General features: G+C 40.7%; 20 protein-coding genes. 14 read left to right on the top strand and 6 right to left on the bottom strand.

Translation table 11 applies throughout. The features are described from left to right. Positions 1-64: 64 nt before the first annotated feature. A complete protein-coding gene (nadC, locus tag AC4MC0_RS17290; protein ID WP_348937277.1) occupies positions 65-910 on the bottom strand; it encodes a carboxylating nicotinate-nucleotide diphosphorylase in 846 nt (281 codons plus the stop codon). Between the two features lie 184 nt (positions 911-1,094). On the opposite strand from nadC, the gene ampD reads away from it, so the two are divergent. Both ampD and murJ read left to right on the top strand, forming a co-directional pair. After that, the gene (gene ampD, locus AC4MC0_RS17285; RefSeq protein WP_087014896.1) at positions 1,095-1,667 is read left to right on the top strand and encodes a 1,6-anhydro-N-acetylmuramyl-L-alanine amidase AmpD; all 573 of its coding nucleotides are present in this window, start codon (positions 1,095-1,097) and stop codon (positions 1,665-1,667) included. A 77-nt stretch (positions 1,668-1,744) separates the two neighbouring features. Next, positions 1,745-3,301 (top strand): murein biosynthesis integral membrane protein MurJ, encoded by a 1,557-nt coding sequence (gene murJ / locus AC4MC0_RS17280; RefSeq protein WP_491887175.1) that lies wholly within the window; start codon positions 1,745-1,747, stop codon positions 3,299-3,301. A 151-nt stretch (positions 3,302-3,452) separates the two neighbouring features. Here murJ and bamJ (AC4MC0_RS17275) read toward each other — a convergent pair whose 3' ends face one another. Beyond that, entirely contained in the window at positions 3,453-4,145 is a 693-nt protein-coding gene (bamJ, locus tag AC4MC0_RS17275) for a BamJ family beta-barrel-assembly machinery protein (RefSeq protein ID WP_279686844.1), read from the bottom strand. 131 nt (positions 4,146-4,276) lie between these two features. Here bamJ (AC4MC0_RS17275) and AC4MC0_RS17270 point away from each other — a divergent pair, with 131 nt between their 5' ends. Next, positions 4,277-5,428: an IS4-like element ISAbe18 family transposase gene (locus AC4MC0_RS17270; RefSeq protein WP_151837316.1), complete on the top strand. Its 1,152-nt coding sequence runs from the start codon at positions 4,277-4,279 to the stop codon at positions 5,426-5,428. A 50-nt stretch (positions 5,429-5,478) separates the two neighbouring features. Here the strand turns inward: AC4MC0_RS17270 and bamJ (AC4MC0_RS17265) are convergent, their stop codons facing one another. The 4 genes from bamJ (AC4MC0_RS17265) to AC4MC0_RS17250 all read right to left on the bottom strand — a co-directional run bounded on the left by bamJ (AC4MC0_RS17265) (position 5,479) and on the right by AC4MC0_RS17250 (position 10,134). Continuing rightward, positions 5,479-6,183 (bottom strand): BamJ family beta-barrel-assembly machinery protein, encoded by a 705-nt coding sequence (bamJ, locus tag AC4MC0_RS17265; protein ID WP_004983852.1) that lies wholly within the window; start codon positions 6,181-6,183, stop codon positions 5,479-5,481. Positions 6,184-6,396: 213 nt separating this feature from the next. After that, positions 6,397-8,601 (bottom strand): polysaccharide biosynthesis tyrosine autokinase, encoded by a 2,205-nt coding sequence (locus AC4MC0_RS17260; RefSeq protein ID WP_491887174.1) that lies wholly within the window; start codon positions 8,599-8,601, stop codon positions 6,397-6,399. Between the two features lie 31 nt (positions 8,602-8,632). Next, positions 8,633-9,061, bottom strand: a complete 429-nt coding sequence (locus AC4MC0_RS17255) for a low molecular weight protein-tyrosine-phosphatase (protein WP_201706990.1) — start codon at positions 9,059-9,061, stop codon at positions 8,633-8,635. Positions 9,062-9,063: 2 nt separating this feature from the next. Beyond that, complete coding sequence (locus AC4MC0_RS17250) at positions 9,064-10,134, bottom strand: polysaccharide biosynthesis/export family protein (RefSeq protein ID WP_045015057.1); 1,071 nt, start codon at positions 10,132-10,134, stop codon at positions 9,064-9,066. Between the two features lie 384 nt (positions 10,135-10,518). Here AC4MC0_RS17250 and tviB point away from each other — a divergent pair, with 384 nt between their 5' ends. The 11 genes from tviB to AC4MC0_RS17195 all read left to right on the top strand — a co-directional run bounded on the left by tviB (position 10,519) and on the right by AC4MC0_RS17195 (position 20,617). After that, positions 10,519-11,796, top strand: coding sequence for a Vi polysaccharide biosynthesis UDP-N-acetylglucosamine C-6 dehydrogenase TviB (gene tviB, locus AC4MC0_RS17245; RefSeq protein ID WP_279731503.1), 1,278 nt, complete (start codon positions 10,519-10,521; stop codon positions 11,794-11,796). 13 nt (positions 11,797-11,809) lie between these two features. Further along, entirely contained in the window at positions 11,810-12,835 is a 1,026-nt protein-coding gene (locus tag AC4MC0_RS17240) for an NAD-dependent epimerase/dehydratase family protein (RefSeq protein ID WP_491887173.1), read from the top strand. 10 nt (positions 12,836-12,845) lie between these two features. Continuing rightward, a complete protein-coding gene (locus AC4MC0_RS17235; RefSeq protein WP_491887172.1) occupies positions 12,846-14,018 on the top strand; it encodes an oligosaccharide flippase family protein in 1,173 nt (390 codons plus the stop codon). A gap of 23 nt (positions 14,019-14,041) precedes the next feature. Beyond that, positions 14,042-14,611: an acyltransferase gene (locus tag AC4MC0_RS17230; RefSeq protein WP_227555144.1), complete on the top strand. Its 570-nt coding sequence runs from the start codon at positions 14,042-14,044 to the stop codon at positions 14,609-14,611. A gap of 94 nt (positions 14,612-14,705) precedes the next feature. Further along, positions 14,706-15,254: an acyltransferase gene (locus tag AC4MC0_RS17225; RefSeq protein ID WP_279731509.1), complete on the top strand. Its 549-nt coding sequence runs from the start codon at positions 14,706-14,708 to the stop codon at positions 15,252-15,254. A gap of 33 nt (positions 15,255-15,287) precedes the next feature. Continuing rightward, positions 15,288-16,406 carry a glycosyltransferase gene (locus AC4MC0_RS17220; protein ID WP_279731510.1) on the top strand — a complete coding sequence of 373 codons (1,119 nt, stop codon included), beginning with the start codon at positions 15,288-15,290 and terminating at the stop codon, positions 16,404-16,406. After that, a complete protein-coding gene (locus AC4MC0_RS17215) occupies positions 16,403-17,497 on the top strand; it encodes a glycosyltransferase (protein WP_279731511.1) in 1,095 nt (364 codons plus the stop codon). Before AC4MC0_RS17220 ends, AC4MC0_RS17215 begins: the two co-directional genes overlap by 4 nt. Beyond that, on the top strand, positions 17,494-18,633 hold the full coding sequence (locus AC4MC0_RS17210; protein WP_279731513.1) for a glycosyltransferase family 4 protein: 1,140 nt from the start codon (positions 17,494-17,496) through the stop codon (positions 18,631-18,633). The genes AC4MC0_RS17215 and AC4MC0_RS17210 overlap by 4 nt, the downstream gene beginning before the upstream one ends. Positions 18,634-18,665: 32 nt before the next feature. After that, complete coding sequence (locus tag AC4MC0_RS17205) at positions 18,666-19,205, top strand: serine O-acetyltransferase (RefSeq protein WP_279731514.1); 540 nt, start codon at positions 18,666-18,668, stop codon at positions 19,203-19,205. 154 nt (positions 19,206-19,359) lie between these two features. Beyond that, positions 19,360-19,968, top strand: a complete 609-nt coding sequence (locus tag AC4MC0_RS17200) for a sugar transferase (protein ID WP_094148644.1) — start codon at positions 19,360-19,362, stop codon at positions 19,966-19,968. Continuing rightward, on the top strand, positions 19,961-20,617 hold the full coding sequence (locus tag AC4MC0_RS17195) for an acetyltransferase (protein WP_279731515.1): 657 nt from the start codon (positions 19,961-19,963) through the stop codon (positions 20,615-20,617). The genes AC4MC0_RS17200 and AC4MC0_RS17195 overlap by 8 nt, the downstream gene beginning before the upstream one ends. Positions 20,618-20,628 lie beyond the last annotated feature (11 nt).

Here is a 20,628-nt window from a genome sequence, read left to right as displayed (position 1 = left end):
CAATAAAAAACGCACTTGAGAGTGCGTTTTTTATTGGGTGTCGTTTGAATGCAAACTATTGGAATTAAGCATTAAAACGCATAGAAAGGTCGACTGCTTTGACATCTTTGGTCAACACACCCATCGAAATATAATCCACGCCTGTGCTTGCGACTTCACGTAAATTGGCAATGGTGATATTCCCTGACGCTTCCAATTTACACCGTCCTGCAACATGCTTGACCGCATCAACCATTTGTTGCTGGCTAAAGTTGTCTAACATCACGATATCAGCTTTTGCTTCCAATGCTTGGTCTAATTCCGCCCAGGTTTCGACTTCGACTTCAACAGGTTTGCTCGGGGCAATTTGATGCGCTTTGGTAATGGCTTGTGCGATGCCGCCTGCTGCCATGATGTGATTTTCTTTAATTAAAAAAGCATCGAATAAACCTAAACGATGGTTTTGACCGCCGCCGACCGCGACAGCATATTTTTGGGCAATACGTAGACCCGGCAGGGTTTTACGGGTATCCAGCAACTTGGTGTTTAAGCCATCCAGTTGTTTGACATATTCCGCCGTTTTGGTTGCTACAGCAGATAGTGTTTGTACAAAGTTGAGTGCAGGGCGTTCAACCGTAAGTAAGCTGCGTGCTGAACCCGAAAGTTTAAAAATGGTTTCATTGGCACGAACCAGATCGCCATCGTTTTTTAGCCAGGTGATTTGTACACTTGGATCAAAAGCTGCAATTAATGCATTGACCCAAGGTTGACCTGCAAGAATCATGTCTTCACGGCTAATAATGGTCGCAGTCGCTTGTTCATCTTCAGGTGTCAAAAGTGCCGTAATGTCACCATCACCGATATCTTCTTGTAATGCCTGTTGAATATTCAGTTGAATAGATTGTTCAAGCAGTTGCTGCGATATGCTCATCCGATTGTCCGTATCTTTATAGAAGCCATGAAAATTGTGCAATATATTAGCATTTTTCCTGAAAAAGGCGTGAAAATTTCAAAATCAAACGCTGACCAATTTGAGAAATGACGGGGAAAGATTTAGCATGAGAGACATTAAAAAAGATTGCCCAAAGGGCGCAATGGGTTTGAGGAATAAAAATATGCAGGTCATTCCGTCGTTTCAAGTGCAAGCAGGGCAACTGCTGGGAGCGAGACAAATTCCATCGCCTAATTTTAACGCACGTCCTGCTGATACTGAGATTCAACTGATTGTCATCCATAATATCAGTTTGCCTCCCTCACAATTTGGTGGCGGCTATATTGAACAATTTTTTCAAAATCAATTGGATTGGTCAGTACATCCATATTTTCAAACTATTCAAGGTATGCAAGTCTCAGCGCATTTACTGATTTTAAGAAGTGGCGAAGTCTTACAATTTGTCAATTTTAATGACCGTGCATGGCATGCAGGACGCTCAAGCTATCTGGCCAAGAAAGAGTGCAATGATTATTCGATTGGCATTGAGCTTGAGGGCAGTGATGACTTGCCTTTTGAAGATGCCCAATATGAAACATTGGTACACGTGACGGCCTGTTTACAACAGGCCTATCCTCAAATTCAACAGCATTTAGCGGGACATTCCGATATTGCGCCAGGACGTAAGACCGATCCAGGCCCATTTTTTGATTGGTTAGACTATCGAAATCGTTTGCAGCAGTTAAAAAGTCAATGAATTGAGAGTCGACAACAACATTAAACAATCAAATATTCGCTGAAGTTTCATTACAATAGCGGCAAATGAAAAACTAGGTGGATACGATGGCGCTGTGGCGGTCAACCGTAATTGTAAGTGCAATGACCATGCTTTCTCGGGTCTTGGGTTTGGTACGAGACATTGTCTTACTAAATGTCTTTGGTGCGGGGAAAGATTTCGATACCTTTGTGGTGGCCTTTCGTATCCCGAACTTCTTCCGTCGGCTATTTGCTGAGGGAGCATTCTCACAGGCTTTTATTCCAGTCCTGACCGAATATAAAACTGGGCGTACCCATGCGGAAGTTCAGATTCTGATTAGCCGTGTCTTTGGTTGTTTAATGACCGTTATGACGGCTTTAACCTTCATTGCTATGGTCGCAGCTCCAGCAGTGCTATACATCTATGCACCGGGTTTCCATGCCGATCCAGAGAAGTTCGACCTCGCGGTTTCAATGTTCCGCCTCACCATTCCTTATTTATTGTTTATGTCGCTGACAGCCTTTGCCAGCAGTATTCTAAATAGTTATGGTTCCTTTGCTTCACCCGCATTTTCACCAGTATTGCTGAATGTTGCGATGATTGCAGGAGCATGGTGGTTGACGCCGTATATGGCGGAGCCGATTATGGCACTCGGTTGGGCAGTGATTGCTGCGGGTGTATTGCAACTGGCGATCCAAATTCCTGAACTTTGGCATAAAAAATTACTGATTCCGCCCAAAGTTGATTTTAAACATGAGGGTGTAGATCGCATCATGAAATTGATGCTGCCTGCGCTATTTGGTGTTTCTGTCACGCAAATCAATTTACTCCTGAACACCATTTGGGCTTCGTTTATGCAAGATGGTTCAGTGTCATGGTTATATAGTGCAGAACGCATGACCGAGTTGCCTTTGGGGTTAATTGGGGTGGCGATTGGTACGGTGATTTTACCCGCATTGTCGACCCGTCATGCAGAGCAAGATATGTCGAAGTTCCGCGGCATGATGGATTGGGCTGCAAAGGTGATTGTTCTGGTGGGGGTGCCTGCGAGTATTGCGCTGTTTATGTTATCGACCCCCATTATTCAGGCCCTATTCCAACGCGGACAATTTACCCTTGAAGATACACAAATGACGGCTTTAGCACTGCAATGTATGAGTGCTGGGGTGATTTCATTTATGTTGATTAAAGTCTTTGCACCTGGGTTTTATGCGCAGCAAGACACCAAAACGCCAGTCCGTGTCGGTTTAATTGCCGTTGCCGCAAATGCGATTTTAAACGTGGTATTTATTGGCTTCTTTAAACTGATTGAATCGCAGGCAGAGCATATGGCGCTGGCTTTAGCGTCTTCAGGTTCTGCTCTGGTGAATGCGGGGATGTTGTATTTCTATCTACACAAGCGCGATATTTTCCGTTTTGGCGCACACTGGAAAAAACTGTTTATCCAGTTTGGTATTTCTAACGCCGTGATGATTGTGGTTTTGTGGTATGCATTGACTTGGTATAATGGTGACGTGTCACAGTGGATTCGCGTTGCCGAAGTGATGGGGCTGTGCGTGGTCGGCGTTGTGGCTTATGCGGTTGGTTTGCTCCTAACAGGCTTTAGACCACGTCACCTCAAACATGAAGTCTAAAACAAAGCAGTACTTTATTTTTTACTGCAAGCGAAGCGCGTAGCTTAAAAAAGTATGGCTTGATTTAAGAATAGATTGAAATTAATAAAAAGCCTGATCACGAAGATCAGGCTTTTTATTTTGTATATAGCATTGCCTTTGCATTGCTACCTTATTTTGGCAACACTTCAATCAGTTCCACATCAAAAATCAAGGTGCTATTCGGTTCAATTACATCGCCTGAACCAATTTGGCCATAGCCCAGTTTAGCGGGAATAAAGAAACGATATTTTGCGCCTTCTTTCATTAGCTGTAAGCCTTCAGTCCAACCTTGAATCACTTGGCTGACTTGAAACTCCGCAGGCTGCTGACGTGCAATCGAGCTGTCAAAAACAGTTTGATCAATCAGACGCCCTTCATAGTGAACTTTGACTTTGCTGTTGGCCTTAGGTGACTTGCCTTGGCCTTGTTGCAAAACCATATATTGCAGACCTGAAGCCGTGGTTTTCACCTCGGGTTTTTTCGCATTTTCAGCTAAAAAGGCTGCACCAATTTTGGCATTTTTATCAGCCAGTTGCTTAACTTCTAATAACTGTTTTGCCTCGGCTTGGCGTTTATATTGGGTGAGTACTCGCGCCATGTCTTCATCACTTAATGACGCAGCTTGGCCTTTAGAGGCTTCACGTAACCCTTGCACAAAAGCATCGAGATCTAAATCTTGAATTGATTCGGCATTGCTACGACCCATGAGATAGCCAAAGCTATAACCGACTTGTTGGTTGATGCTGCTTTTATTATTAATCGGTGCTGCAAAAATAGGTGTAGAAAGTAACAAGCCACAGAGTAATGTTGTTTGAATTTTCATATTGTATTCTCAATAAAAAGAGGAGAGCAAAAGCCACTGCTGTCCCATAGTTTGCTTTAAATAAAAAAACCTGAGTCCTAACAGTTAAAATATGAGTGCAAACAAACACTTTAACGACCAGGATTCAGGTTTTGTCACATCAGAATACCGTATTTCATGAGCTAATTAAACCTGTTGTGCGACAGGATTTTGAACAACTTGCTAAAGTACACCATGTTGGACAGAAATTTAGAGCGGCTTCCCGGTGGGATCAGTTTATTGCCATATTGATGTCTCAATTCTCTTGTAGGCAAAGTCTGAGAGATATTCAATCCAATTTGGAGTGCCAACAGGAAAAGCTAAGTCATCTCGGAGCAAAGTCTATTCCCCGAAGCACGCTGGCACGAATCAATGAGCAGCAGCCTGCTGCCTTGTATCAACAGCTATTTTACAAGTTGCTTAAATACTATGAACACTCAAAAGTAGCTCATAAATTTCGCTTTAAGAATCCCTTGTATTCCTTGGATGCCAGTCATATTGACCTGTCGCTTTCCTTATGTGAATGGGCCAAAGTTCACGACTCAAAAGCCAGCATGAAACTCAGCATAGGATTGAATCACAGCAATGATATTCCTGAGTTTGTTGCAGTTGAAAATGGCAAAGAAAATGACATGGTACAAGGCCGCAAATTCCAGTTTCCTGCTGGCAGCATTGTAGTTTTTGATAAAGGCTATGTCGATTACCAATGGTATGCAAATCTGACTGCTCAAAACATTGGATTTGTTACACGTTTTAGGCCTAAATCTGTGTATCAGGTGATCCAGCAACATCCAGTGCTTGAATCCAAAGGTATTCTAAAAGATGAAACCATTCAGCTGAATAGCGCACATGCCCTAAAAAGAAAAGCCCCAGTGTTAAGAAGAATTGAATATAGAGATCAGCAAAGTGGCAAGCACTTTAGCTTTCTCAGCAATAACTTTCATTTAGCCGCCTCCACCATTGCGGCGATTTATAAAGATCGTTGGAAAGTTGAGCTGTTCTTTAAGGCGATTAAGCAGAATCTCAAATTAAAAGCGTTTCTAGGTCGCAGCAGGAACGCAATTCAGACACAAATCTGGATTGCGATGATCGCCTATTTATTGCTGAGTTTCGCTCAACATTTAGGAAAAACAGGTTGGACAGTTCAACGTTTACTCAGAATAATTCAAGTGAATTTGTTTGAAAGAAGAACTTTAAAAGCTTTATTTTCACCCGATAAAATACCCATAAAACAAGAGGAAGCTCAAATGAGCTTCCTCTTGTGAAAAATTGTGGGACAGCAATGGAGCAAAAGCTCTCCTTTGATTGAATTGTCTTATTTTACTTTGATCAGTTCAACATCAAAAATAAGCGTGCTGTTGGCTGGGATCATGCCGGGTACACCTTGTGGTCCGTAGCCTAAGTTAGAAGGGATGTAAAGTGTCGCTTTCCCACCTTCTTTCATGAGTTGTAGGCCTTCAGTCCAACCTGGAATCACTTGATTTAAAGGGAACTCAATCGGTTCGCCACGCTCAAGCGAACTATCGAAGACTTTACCGTCGACCAGTTGGCCTTTGTAATGCACGGTCACGACAGAGCTAGCAGAGGGTTGCTTGCCTGTGCCTTCTTGCGTGATTTTGTACTGTAAGCCTGACGCTGTGGTTTTCACCCCAGGTTTTTTCTCATTTTCAGTTAAGAAGCTGTCACTGGTTGTCTGTGCTTGCTTCGCATCATTGGCCTGTTTTTGCTGCATTTCTTGTTGGAACTGCTCATAGGCTTGTTTTAATTCTTCTTCGCTATAGGCAGGTTGGCTACGAGCATGACCGGCACGGACACCCGTTACAAAACTGTTAATATCGAGTTCTGGTGGAGTTTGATGAGCAACCTCATAACCCAGTGCATAGCTAATTTTTTCTACGGCAGATGCATTTTTTGAAACTTGGGCTTCGGCTGAAGCTGGGTGTTGAGATGCATAATAAACGGGAACAAGTGCAGCACCGCCTAGAATAACAGCTACAGCAATGGGTAAGGCTTTACTCATGTGAAATTTTTCCTAATTCTATTAGATTCAAAAAGTTTTTTAGCATCTTAGCAGACTTCATGAATGACGTGTTTTGTACCACCAGTACATTTTCAAATTAATATATGCCGAAGTCCTTAAAAAAACTATAAGGATTTGAATATATAAACGTTTGTCATACGAAATAAAAAGCCAGAAATCAAGTTCTGGCTTTTTATCGGTTAGAGAATGTATTTAGTCTGATTCTTTATTGGCTTTATAGGCATAAGCATAGTTATAGCCATAGCCATAGCCATAGCCTGCACTTGAACGCTGAATATCGTTTAGAATGAATCCGTTGACTTTCACACCGGCTTGTTCGAAGCGATTCAGGGTCAATTCAAGCTCCTTCATCTGTGTTTTCGCATAACGGGCAATCACTAAGTTAACGCCTGTGTATTGAGAAATAATGATGCCATCCGTCACGGCTAAGACAGGTGGGGTATCAATAATCACATGATCAAATTTCTCAGACATTTGCTCTAATAGATTTTTGAACTGGTTAGAGCTTAGTAGTTCAGAAGGATTGGCTGGACTTTTCCCGCGAGAAATCACACTTAAACCTGGCACTTCTGTAGGACGAATAACCGTGTCTAAACTTTGTTGACCATTGAGTAACTCTGTTAAGCCAGGTTGTGTGTCGAGATTAAAATACTTGTGTAAATAACCCCGACGTAAGTCTGCGTCTATGATTAATACACGTTTATCGCTTTGCGCCAAAATTGTGGCTAAGTTGGTTGAGATAAAGGATTTACCAACTTCTGGCGCAGGGCCTGAAATTGTGATTAGATTATTTCGGGCAGAGCTTAGCGCGAAATGAATGGCTGTACGCATACTTCTTAAGCTCTCAATAGCGATATCATCACTATTTTTAACAGCCAGAATAGGAATATTCTTTTTCTTCTTTAAAATATTAATACGGCTTTCTTGTACAGGTGAACGAGGAACCGTTGCATACACGGGCAGATCCAACTCATTTTCGATTTGAGTGGAGTCTTTGATCCCTGAACGCATCATGTTGCGAACAAGTGCAATTAATACACCAATAAAACCACCTACAAATAATGATAAAATCAAAATGATTAATTTTTTAGGTTTGATTGGTCGTTCAGGTTCAACAGCTGTATCGATGATACGGACATTACCAATTTCCCCAGCATTTGCAATTTTGAGCTGTTGGTAGTTGTTAAGAAGTGATGTATAAAGCTCAGTATTTACTTTGACATCACGATAAAGTTGTAAGTACAGGCGCTGTGTTTCTGGAAGTTGTTTAATAGACTTGTTTAATTCTTGAGTCTTTTGATTTAAAGAATTTACCTGTGCATTAATTTCAGCCATCAACGGATGATCAAGTGTATATTTAGCAGACAATTCGGCTTGTTTCTGTTTTAACTCAATACGCATTTTCTCAAGTTCAATATTTTGCTTGAGCATGAGTTCAGCTTCTTGAGTGACATCTACCGTATTGTATTTTTCACGAAACTCATTAAATTTAATTTCAGATTGTTCAAGTTGTTGCTTTAATTCAGGTAATTGTTGATCTAAGAAATTGAGGGTTTGTTTTGATTCTAACGATTTACGCTCAATATTTTGTTGGTGATAAATTTCTAAAATATGATTCAGCACATTGGTAATATGTTGTTTATCTTCTCCAGCATAATTTAAACCAATGACACCTGTCATTTTCCCTTTTTCTGCTACGCCATAATTTAATTTTAAATTTTTGACAGCTGAAGGCAATGAGAGTTTAGATAATATAAAAGCGTGTTCAAATGGCTGTGTACTTGAAATATTAATTTTCCAAGCTCCATAGCCGTCAACAAATTGATTGAGTTGATTTAAACGACCTTCAAAGATCACTTGATCTTTATGACTTAGGGTAAATTTAGAGTCTGCTTTGAAATCTAAAGTCAGTTGTTTGTCTAAATAATAATTTGGGACATCGAACTCTTTAACTAAAAAATTATTTTGCTTGGTGCTATAACTAACGCCTTGGCCATCAAATTTCAATTGGCCTTTTTCTGAAGAGAGAAGTTTTTTAAAGAAGCTATTATTTTGATCTTGAATACTGATGTTCAGATTGAGGTCGTCAATCACTTTGCCTAACACCATTCGAGAATTTAAGATCTCAATCTCTGCATCGGCAGGCGATTTTTGACCAAGACCACCAGAGACTTCTTTGAGTTCGCCTAGTAATGCAGCAGACGCAGCACTTTTGCCATCTTCGACTTGAACTAAAGCATCCGTAGAATATATGGAAGGTGTGGTGCGAATATAGAGTAAGGCACAGATTAAACTTAATATGATGCAAAGAGCGATAATTTTCCATTGAGCAATCAGAGAAAAAAAGAGCTCTTTTAAATCAATAGTATCATCTTCAGTTTTTGAGGTTTGAGTCATAGTTTAACAACTGATTATTCAATAATTTATATTAAAAATGTGGCATCCAATCCTGAACATAATTGCTTATGTTTTTACAGGACTCATTAAAAAAGTCTTGATCGTGTTGATAAGGGTCAGGGACATTTTTTCCTTGCCAGTGGCCTAATCTAAAGACCTTACCTTTTGCAAACGGCCATTGTTTTTCTATATGCTGAGCCTGATTCGTACTCATTACTAGAATTAAATCTGCTTGCTTAATTAAAGATGCATTGATCTGTTTTGCAATATGTGAACGCATATCAATATTAAATTGGTCCATACAATGAATTGCTTTTTCATCTGCATGATGTCCTACCATTGCAGACAATCCTGCAGATTCAATGTGTTGGTTTGGGCAATTCGTCTTTAGGAAATATTCTGCCATCGGGCTACGGCAAATATTTCCGACACAGACAACGAGTATATTTTTAAATGCCATAATTATTTCCCAAGCTGATCAAAACTATAAAGTGCGCTCGAGAATGGAATGATCTGATTGACTACACGCTGCCAACGAGTCAAACCAGTTGCATCAATGTATACAATGTCATTCTTTTTCATGGAAAATTGATTGGCTAATGCTAGATTACCAATACTACTCAAATTTAAGTGATAGATAGTTGACTGCTTCTGATCTAAATCTGTACGCATGACATAAATTCTAGCTGCACTAGCTGAGTAAGGGTTGATCCCTTCACTTTCACCCAATACATCACTTAAAGACATGCCTTGATCACGTAAGTTAATCGCTTGGCTTTTACTTGATTCACCCATGACATAAAGTTTTTGATCTTGTTTTGTATTTACAAAAATTGTGTCATTCGGGCGAATTAATAAATTATGTAGTGATAAACCATTTTTTTCGAGTTGAATGGTATTTAAATTATACGTAGCACCATTTCGAATAAGTTGAATATTAGTGGTGTCGCCAGTTTTGGTATCAATACCACCGGCTTGACCTAGTGCGGTATAGAGGCTGATTGGTTGATCATTTAAAGTGTATTGGCCACTTTTAAGTACTTGACCATTTACGAAGTATCTTTTGCCTTCGTAAGATAACACTCTGACGACAACATCAGGGTGTTTTAAATATTTACTAAATTGACTACGCAAATATGTATTCGCTTGAGCAAGCGTTTTCCCAGCAATTTTAACTGACCCGACTAAAGGAAGCTGTACATTACCGTTAGGGTCAATGGGATAACCAACAGCTTTTACATTAGTTGCATCTTGAATTGGTGGTGTAATTTCAGGATAAGCCCAAAGTTGGATCGATAGAACATCACCTGCACTTAATTTATATATGGATTGCTGATGCTGAAATAACGTTTGAATTTGAGCTAAATTTTGCGAATTCGCTTGAGAAATAGCAGGAATATTATTTTGTGTCAAAGGTACAACATTTAATTCAGCACCTTGATCTGTTTTATAGGAACCTTGTTGTGGTAAATCATATGTCTGAAGTCCAGGGGTCATTGCGCATCCTGTAATTCCTAAACTCAAAACCAGCATAACGCTATAACGATAGTAATTCACTCGAATATAAATCCTATTTATAAATTTGAATGTTTTTGAACGGGCCAATGAACCCTAATTGTACGTTTCAGACTGCAAAATTCTATACTATTCGTGCTATTTAATATAGTTATTGATGTTTTAAAACGTAATTCCATTAGGTTTTTTATAAAATATAAAAAATGTACCTGAGACTTTGATCCTAACAAAATAGCATATAGAAAAAAAGACCATAGATATGATCTGTGTGAGTCGGGAAGTATGGCTTTTTATGTATGTTTAGAACATCATTACACAATCGAAATTTGATTTTCTGATATAATTTAACGCTATTTACAACATAACGATGATTGATAATTCATCGATGACATAGGCTTCAGTATGTTACAACTCTCCGAATTAAAAATTGCCATCATCGGATTAGGTTATGTTGGTTTACCTCTAGCTGTAGAGTTTGGTAAAAAAGTTTCTGTGCTGGGTTTCGATATTCATCAAAAGCGAATTGATGAGTTAAAGTCTAGTCAAGACCATACCTTGGAAGTGTCTCCAGATGAGTTGATGCAAGCAACTCAGTTGAGTTATAGCGCAGATTTAGAAGATCTAAAAAGTTGTAACTTTTATATTGTGACCGTTCCAACACCGATTGATGAATTTAAACAACCCGATCTCACTCCATTAATCAAAGCATCACAAAGTATTGGTCAGGTATTATCTGCGGGTGATATCGTTGTCTATGAATCGACCGTTTACCCCGGTGCAACAGAAGAAGTCTGTATTCCGGTCTTAGAAAAAGTATCAGGTTTAACATTCAATCAAGATTTTTTTGCGGGCTATAGCCCCGAACGGATTAATCCAGGTGATAAACTGCACCGCGTTACCAATATTTTAAAAATCACGTCGGGTTCAACACCTGAAGTCGCTGATTATGTCGATCAAGTCTATAACTTGATTATTGAAGCGGGCACGCACAAAGCAGCCAGCATTAAGGTTGCAGAAGCGGCGAAGGTGATTGAAAACACTCAGCGCGATGTGAATATAGCTTTAATTAATGAATTGGCGTTGATTTTCAATAAAATGGGCATTGATACTGAAGCGGTATTACAAGCGGCTGGTACTAAATGGAATTTCCTTCCATTCCGTCCGGGTTTAGTCGGTGGGCACTGTATCGGGGTTGACCCGTATTACTTAACTCATAAAGCACAGTCGATGGGTTATCATCCTGAAATTATTTTAGCGGGTCGCCGTTTAAATGATGGTATGGGTGCTTATGTGGTGACTCAACTAGTTAAAGCCATGTTGAAAAAACGTATTCAAGTTGAAGATGCCAAGGTACTGATTTTAGGCTTAAGCTTTAAAGAAAACTGCCCAGATATTCGTAATACACGCATCATTGATATCGTCAATGAACTCAAGGAATATCACACTCAGATTGATGTCTATGACCCTTGGGTAGATGCTGCTGAGGCTGAGCATGAATATGGTATTAGCCCAATTTCAAACTTAGAAAATGGCAAATATGATGCTGTGATTCTTGCGGTTGCCCATCAGCAATTTAAGGTGATGGGCGCTGATGCAATTCGTGCTTTGGGTAAAGCTGATCATGTGTTATATGACTTGAAATACGTCTTATCTCAAGCCGAATCTGATCTACGTTTGTAAGGAGCATACCATTATGAATCAATATCAACAGGTATGTGACAAGCTCAAAACTGCACCTAAAACTTGGTTGGTGACAGGTGTAGCAGGCTTTATTGGCTCGAATCTTTTAGAAACTTTACTCAAGCTCAATCAAACTGTGGTGGGTTTAGATAACTTCGCCACAGGGCATCAGCATAATTTGGACGAAGTACAAAGCTTAGTGACTGCGGAGCAATGGGCAAAATTCAGCTTTATTGAAGGTGATATCCGTCAGTTTTCAGATTGCCAAAAAGCATGTGCAGGTGTGGATTATGTCTTGCATGAAGCCGCTTTAGGCTCAGTACCACGTTCAATTGCCGATCCGATCACGACCAATGAAACCAATATCAGTGGTTTCTTAAATATGCTCACTGCAGCACGTGATACAGGTGTTGCAAGCTTTACTTATGCAGCCAGCAGTTCGACCTATGGTGACCATCCGGCATTGCCAAAAGTAGAAGAAAATATTGGTAAACCACTTTCACCCTACGCAGTGACGAAGTACGTCAATGAGTTATACGCAGACGTATTTGCGAAAACTTATGGGTTTAAAACAATTGGCTTACGTTACTTTAACGTGTTTGGTCAACGCCAAGATCCGAAAGGCGCTTACGCAGCAGTGATCCCGAAATGGACATCATCAATGATTGCTGGTGAAGATGTGTTTATTAACGGTGATGGTGAAACCAGTCGAGATTTCTGTTTTATTCAAAATGTGGTGCAAGCGAATATTTTAGCTGCGACAACGCAAAGCGATGAAGCAAAAAATCAGGTCTATAATGTGGCACTAGGTGACCGCACAACTTTGAATGAGTTGTATCGTGCGATTCAGGCAGCGCTTGCGACAAATGATGTGAACTTTGAGCGTGATCCTGTGTATCGTGAATTCCGTGCGGGTGATGTACGTCATTCACAAGCCAGCATTGCCAAAATTGAGCAGCATTTGGGTTATGCACCGCAGTTTAAAATTGCCGAAGGTATTCAGTTGGCTATGCGTTGGTACGTAAACAACTTAAAATGATATTGAACAGATGATTGCGAAATTTTTCGCAAAATATCAGTCCATTGGACTGATTACATTAAGTTTACTGGTCGGTGCGATAATTACATTTATCGCACTTCCTGTTTTAACACGCCTATATTCTGTTGCTGACTTTGGTGCTTACGGGATTGCATTGGCGATTGTCAGTATTTTATCCACGGTTGCCAATTTACGTCTTGATCAAGCATTGTTAGTCGCGGACGAGCAAGATAAAAAGAGTCTGATTTTTGAAGGGGCTGTATTCTCAACTGCGATTGCTGTCATTAGTGGCATCCTCATCAGTGCAATTTTAAATGTTGAAATGGCAGTGGCTGTTGCGACAGGTGTGCTTGCCAATACCCTGATTCAAAGTCTGTATAATTATCAGTTTTCAGCACATCAAGAATATTTCTGCGCAGGCTTAAATATTTTCCGTAGTGTCATTGTTGTGGCAGTTCAACTGTTATTACCATTTGTCATGCAAATTAGTCTAGTAAATAGTTATAACCTGAGCTCGATCATCATGATTGTGGCAGCGTTGATTTATTTAATAAAGCATCAGCTATATCAAGTCAGTTGGCAGGCATTCAGAAATTATAAAGATTTTATTTATGCCAATACGCCCCATGCCTTACTGAATAGTTTTTCGCATAACTTGCCCTACTATGTTGTGTCGCATTTTGTCGGTGTGCAGGCGATGGGTTTCTATGCCATTGTCGAGCGTACCCTTCGTGTACCGATCAATCTGATTTCGCAAACCTTGCGTCAGTTTTTTATTCGCAAATTTAAAAACACCGAATCCAATCAAAATGCCTTAAAGGCGAGTGTGCTGCTTAGTCTGGTTTCACTACCGTTATTTGCCATTTTCTTCATTCTGCCTGAATCTTTATATTTATGGGTTTTTGGCAGTGAATGGGTGGGTATTTCGAGCTATTTCCAAATTTTAGCTTTGGGCTATTGGGCGATTTTCTGTAATCCACCAAGCTCGGCTTTTCTGATTGCTCAGCGCAACAGCCAAGTGTTGTTTAAGTTGCAAATCGTAGAACTCATCATTAAGTTCGCTTTATTTGCAGGCTTCTATGCTGTCTTTGTTGATAAAGTGTATATGTTACTTGCGGTGCCTGTGGCATTAATTTTCTATAACTTTGCCATTTTATATGTGGTGTGGAGAAACAAAAACTGATGTTTTTTAAAATCTTAAAATACATGAATTGGTTTGCTTCACAGTGCCGTAAAGTGATGTACAACATGGCATTTGGCACACAATTTCGTTACTTCGGCAAAGCGTGTACCCTAGAGATTAATGGTCAAGTCAAGATCGGTAAGAATGTCTATATTGGTGATCATGTCAGTTTAATTGTCGAGCAAGGTGCGATTTTAGAAATTGCAGATAACAGTTTTATTGGTGAAAGCTGTTATATCAAATGCTTTGGCGGAAAAGTGTCGATTGGTCAAGATGTCAGCATTAATTCTAAGTCTTTTATTAATGGTTGTGGTGGTGTAAGCATTGGTGACAATACCCGTATTGGTACGCAAAGTATTTTGATTGCTAGTAATCATAAATTTGGTGAGCCTGATCTGTTGGTGAAAGATGCTATTACCAAGCAGGGCGTGAGTTTAGGGAAAAATATTTGGCTTGGTGCACGAGTTACGGTACTTGATGGTGTAACTATTGCCGATGATAGCGTGATTGGTGCTTGTAGTTTGGTGTCTAAACCTTTACCTGAATCAGGGGTGTATGTCGGTATTCCAGCCAAAAAAATCAAATCCGTATAAAGTGCTATGCATATCGTAAAACATATTTTCAGCGTAAAATATTCAGCTTAATTTTCTCCCTTTTGATTTTCTGATCCTGACATAGGTCATGCGTATGGCATTTATGGTTTCTGCTTTTCGACAGCTGTTTGATCTTGCTTATTTTATGGCAAAGGGCAGTGTGGCATATGCACGTAAAAAGGGGGTGAAAATTGGTGAAAACTGCCGAATTTATATTAAAAATTGGGGCTCAGAACCGTTTTTAGTCTCAATTGGAGATCATGTCACGGTGACTTCAGGCGTGAAATTTATTACCCATGATGGCAGTACCTGCTTAGTCAAAGATGATAAAGGCAAACGCTATCAACGTTTTGCTCCGATTCAAGTTGGTTCGCATGTCTTTATAGGTGTGAATAGCATTATTATGCCGGGCGTGAGCATTGGCTCAAATGTCGTGATTGGTGCAGGTTCGGTGGTGACCAAAGATATTCCTGACCATAGCGTGGCGATTGGTGTACCTGCCAAAGTGGTGTCGAGCTTTGCTGATTATCAAGCCAAAATTCAAAGCATCTGTGCCAGTGATAGCGACTTGGTTGGCATTACCGATTACCGTGCCCGTGTGGAACGTGCCATTTCGATTCAAGCCTCAAAAAGCTCGCATTAATATTCTCCCATTTTATAAAATTTAGGTCTGCATATGTTGAATAAAGTCATGTTCTTTTTGCCAAGCTTGGGCGGTGGCGGTGCAGAACGTACGGTCATTCAACTGGCGAACAGCTTTGCTGAGCAAGGACTCAAAATTCATTTGGGTGTGTGTGACCTGAATGGTGATAAAGCCAAGCTGTTACCCGAAGTCAGTTCTAAAATTGAATTGGTCAATTTTAATTGCGGTCGTGTGATGAATAGCATCACGCCTTTAAAAATAAAAATAAAAGCTGAACAATACGATTGCTTGGTCGCAACGCAAACCCACACCAATATTGTGGCAGGCATTGCGAAAAAGCTTGCAGGTGTTGCAACACGTTTGATCTTCCGTGAAGTATCGACACCGTCAAAAAATATGAAGTTGCAAGGCATTGCTAAATTTGTGCTGAAAACTTTGGTGAATTGGACTTATCCTATGGCACAGCAAGTGGTCTGTGTCTCTAAAGGGGGTGAAGCCGATTTTCGTGAATATTATGGCTATAAAAATAATAATTTGAGCACGATTTATAACCCTGTATTGGACGATGCCTATTTTGAAAAACTCAAAGTGCCAGTCTTACACGAATTTTTGAACGATGATCATAAAGTGATTTTGGCAGTGGGCCGTCTCACTGAAGCTAAGAATTTTGGTTTTATGATTCACTCCTTTAAAGCCTTACATGATCAGCATGCAGATACACGGCTGATTATTTTAGGTGAGGGCGAGTTACGTAGTGAGTTAGAAGCCTTAATTGCTCAGTTGAATTTAACCGACGTGGTAGATTTACCCGGTTTTGATACCAATCCCTATGCTTATTTTAAATATGCATCGCTATTTGTTTTAAGCTCAAATTGGGAAGGTTTACCAGGCGTGCTGATTCAGGCATTGGCATCCAAAGTCAAAGTGGTCAGTACTGATTGCCCAAGTGGTCCACGTGAAATTTTAGACCATACCAAGTTTGGTTTATTAGTCGAATGCAATGATCAGGCAGGTTTAACCCAAGCGATGCAGCAAGCGATATTTGCAGATTATGTGCAATATCAAGATGCTGATTTTGAACTGCATATTCAACAGTTTCATAAGCAAACTGTACTTAAGCAGTATTTGCGAATTATGGAGTCTGCATCATGAATAAACCGTTAATGGTACATGTGATTACCAACTTTGCAGGCGTGGGCGGTGCTGAGATGATGTTGGCACGCCTGATTCAATGTACAGAGCAGCAGTATGAACATGTGATCATTGCATTGATGAAAACCTCTGAGGTTTATCAAAGTACTTTAGAGCGTTGTCAGTCGTATTATGCGCTCGGTTGGAATGGCATAAATACACTCGGAACCATCAAAAAACTACGTGGACTACTCAAACAAATACAACCTAAAATCGTGCAATGTTGGATGTACCATGCCAATGCGTTGACCAGTTTGAGTATCATCGGTTTAGCCCAAAAACCGAATGTGGTGTGGGGCATTCATCATTCTCTTGCTTCTCCTAAAGATGAATCCATCAGCACCAAGATTGCCTTGGGCATAAGCAAAATATTGTCACAGCAAGCCAGTGCCATTATTTATTGTGCGCATTCGTCTATGCAGCAGCATCAGGCCTTTGGCTTTAAAAATGGCAATAGTCAAGTGATTGCCAATGGCGTGTTTTTAGATAAATTTCAGCCCAATCCTCAATTGCATGAACCAACCGTGATTGGTTTTGCAGGGCGCTACCACATAGCCAAAGGCTATCCCTATTTGTTTGAAACGATGGGCTTACTGAAAGATAAAAACATCATCTTTAAAATTGCTGGCAGCGGCGCGAGTATAGACAATCCTGAGGTCAAAGCCTTATTTCATCAGTATCAACTAGATGCTGAAAAAGTCCATTTAATAGACCAAATCTCGGACATGCCTGCCTTTTATCAATCCATTGATGCATTCCTCATGACTTCGATTACCGAAGGTTTTCCGAATGTATTGGTCGAAGCAATGGCATCAGGTTTGCCATGTATCAGCACCGATGTTGGCGATGCCAAATATATTGTGCAGGATTTAGGAAGTATCGTTCCAGCACGTAATGCGCAAGCTTTGGCGGATGCCATTTTAGCCTATACACAAAAATCAGAAGCAGAAAAACAAAGCTTAAAACAGGCGACGCGTGAACGGGTAGAGCAGAATTTCAGTATTGAAACTGTCGGCCATCAATATATGCAGGTGTGGAGCCAACAGGCATGAAGTTTTTAATGATCAGCAGTTTTTTGCCATCTGTACTCAATTTTCGTGGCAAGTTATTAGAAGCGATTTCTGCGCAAGGCTATGAAATTCATATCATGGCGCCTGAATTTGCATCATTCCCCGAAGAACAACAAAAACTGCAAGCCCTTGGCTATCATCTGCATGAAATTCCAATGCAACGCACCGGCACAAATCCGGTTGCCGACTTAAAATTACTTAAAAACCTGTATCAGCAAATTCGTCAAATTCAGCCTGAGTATGTGCTGTCCTATACCATTAAACCGGTCATTTACGGTACCTTGGCGGCTTGGCTTGCGAAAGTACCGCATCGTTTTGCCTTAATTACAGGTTTGGGCTATGCCTTTCAAAATGTGGAATCTGGCAAGCGTAGTCTGTTTCAAAAGCTGGTGCATGGCTTATATGCGCAAGCGCTCAAACGTAGCGACAAAGTCTTTTTCCAAAACCCTGATGATTTAAAGCTTTTCCAGGACATGCATTTGCTTGATGCCAATAAACCCACTGTAGTAGTGAATGGTTCAGGGGTAAATGTACAAGACTTTGATGTCATGCCTTTACCGAAAGATGATGCAGGCGTGGTCAAAGCCTCATTCTTGCTCATTGCACGGCTTTTGGGGGATAAAGGTGTGCGTGAATATGCTGAATCGGCACGTATCATCAAAGCACAATATCCTGAAGCTGAGTTTCATTTGGTCGGTTGGATTGATGATAATCCATCTGCGATTTCGCAAGCCGAACTCGATACTTGGATTGCAGATGGTCGCCTAAAATATTGGGGTAAACTGAGTGATGTGCGTCCAGCAATTGCTGCCAGTTCGGTTTATGTGCTGCCATCCTATCGTGAAGGCACGCCACGTACGGTATTAGAGGCGATGGCTATGGGACGGGCGATTATTACCACCGATGCACCAGGTTGTCGTGAAACGGTATTGCACGGTGTGAATGGTTATTTGGTTGCTGTGAAATCAGTCGATGAGCTGGTGCAAAGCATGCAGTATTTTATTGAAGATCCAAAACTGATTGAGTATATGGGACAGCGTTCGCGGGAAATTGCGCTGAATAAATATGATGTGCATCAAGTGAATAAGCACATGATGGCTGAAATGGATATTCATTAAAGGCGATTTACCCAATTTAAGAGGCGATCCAGATGATCTTAAAATATATAAAAAGTGATTTATACCGTTATACCGGTCATGTCAGTTTTAAAACTTTTTTGAAAACTTATTTTTTCAATCGCGGTTTTAATTTTTCATTTTGGCTGCGTTTAGCCAGTTCAAAAACTGTATGGGCAAAGTTGGCTTATCCTATTTATTATTATAAAAAAAAGCAGTACGGCATTGATATTCATACCACGACTCAAATTGGCTACGGCTTGTTTATTGGGCATGGCGGGCCGTTGGTCGTTAATCCGACAACTGTGATTGGCAATAATGTGAATTTATCGCAATTTACCACCATTGGTGCAAATGGCGGCCGTCAAGCCGCAGAAATTGGCGATAATGTTTATATTGGGCCCAATGTCTGCATCATTGAGCATGTCAAAATTGGCAATAATGCCACTATAGGTGCAGGAAGCGTTGTGACCAAAGATATTCCTGAAAATGCAACTGCGGTGGGAAACTATGCGAAGGTGATCAGCATGAATAATCCGGGTCAGGCAGTCAATCGTCGTTGGACAGATTTCTAAACGGATATATGGTGTGACAGCTTTTAGAATGGGGAATACTTGAGTCCCTTTGACCGTTGAAATATTTTACAAATCTGATGGCTTTGGACAGGGTATAATCATTGCTAGAAATGAATATTGACTCCGCCATTTTATCTAACCTCAAGAGTGAACCATGTTAAAGCGCTTATTGGATATTGTGATTGCATCATCTGCGCTGGTGCTGCTGTCTCCTGTATATGCTTTTGTGGCATATAAGGTGCGAAAAAATTTGGGTTCACCCGTGTTGTTCCGTCAGGTGCGTCCGGGGCTCAATGGCAAACCTTTTGAAATGATCAAATTCCGCAGTATGAAAGATGCGGTTGATGCACAAGGTCATTCCTTGCCTGACAGTGAGCGTTTAACACCCTTTGGTCAAATGCTGCGTTCCAGCAGTTTGGATGAAATGCCTGAACTGTGGAATGTGCTTAAAGGCGAGATGAGTATTGTCGGACCACGACCACTGCTGATGGAATATTTACCCCTCTATAATGAGCAACAAGCCAAACGTCATAACGTGCGTCCGGGCATCACAGGGTATGCTCAAGTGAATGGCCGCAATGCCATTTCATGGGAAAAGAAATTTGAGCTAGACACATGGTATGTCGAAAACCGTTCATTATGGCTCGATTTTAAAATCATGCTGAAAACGGTACAAAAAGTATTGTCTAAAGATGATATTAGTGCCGAAGGTGAAGCGACCATAAGTAAATTTACGGGTACTTCGGAGCCTAAAGATGACTAAGCTCTATGCAATTTATGGCGCTTCAGGCTGCGGGCGCAGTTTAATGCCTGTTGCACGTCAGCAATTAGCACGTGAAAGCGATGCTTCAGAAATCGTATTTATTGATGATGCCTTGGAATCGGTTGCAGAAGTAAACGCTCATCGTGCCATGAATTACCTCGCATTTTTAAATGAAACGGCTTCAGAAAAATACGTACAAATTGCCATTGCCAATAGTCATGTACGAGAAAAGATCGCTCAGCGTTTAGAGATGGATGGCATTCAGCTTTGGTCGATCATCGCGGACAATGTAGTTCTAATGGATCAGCTTGAGCTCGATGAAGGCTCTGCTTTAAGTCCATTTGTCACCATTGGCTCAAATGTCAGAATCGGTAAGTGTTTTCAAGCCAATTTATACAGTTATGTTGAACATGATTGTGTGATTGGGGATTTCGTTACTTTCGCGCCAGGCGTAAAATGCAACGGCAATATTCATATACACGCGCATGCCTATATTGGCGCGGGTGCGATGATTAAGCAGGGTACACCCGATCAGCCACTCATCATTGGCGCAGGTGCGGTTGTGGGTATGGGCGCTGTTGTCACTAAAAGTGTGCCTGCAGGCGCAACAGTTGTGGGAAATCCTGCCCGTATTGTGACGAAAAAATAGATGTTTAAACT

This window comes from Acinetobacter sp. CAU_H_S139_7 (assembly GCF_058599305.1).
The sequence above is the reverse complement of the archived record's forward strand: the minus strand, read 5'-3'. Positions and strand labels throughout refer to the sequence as shown.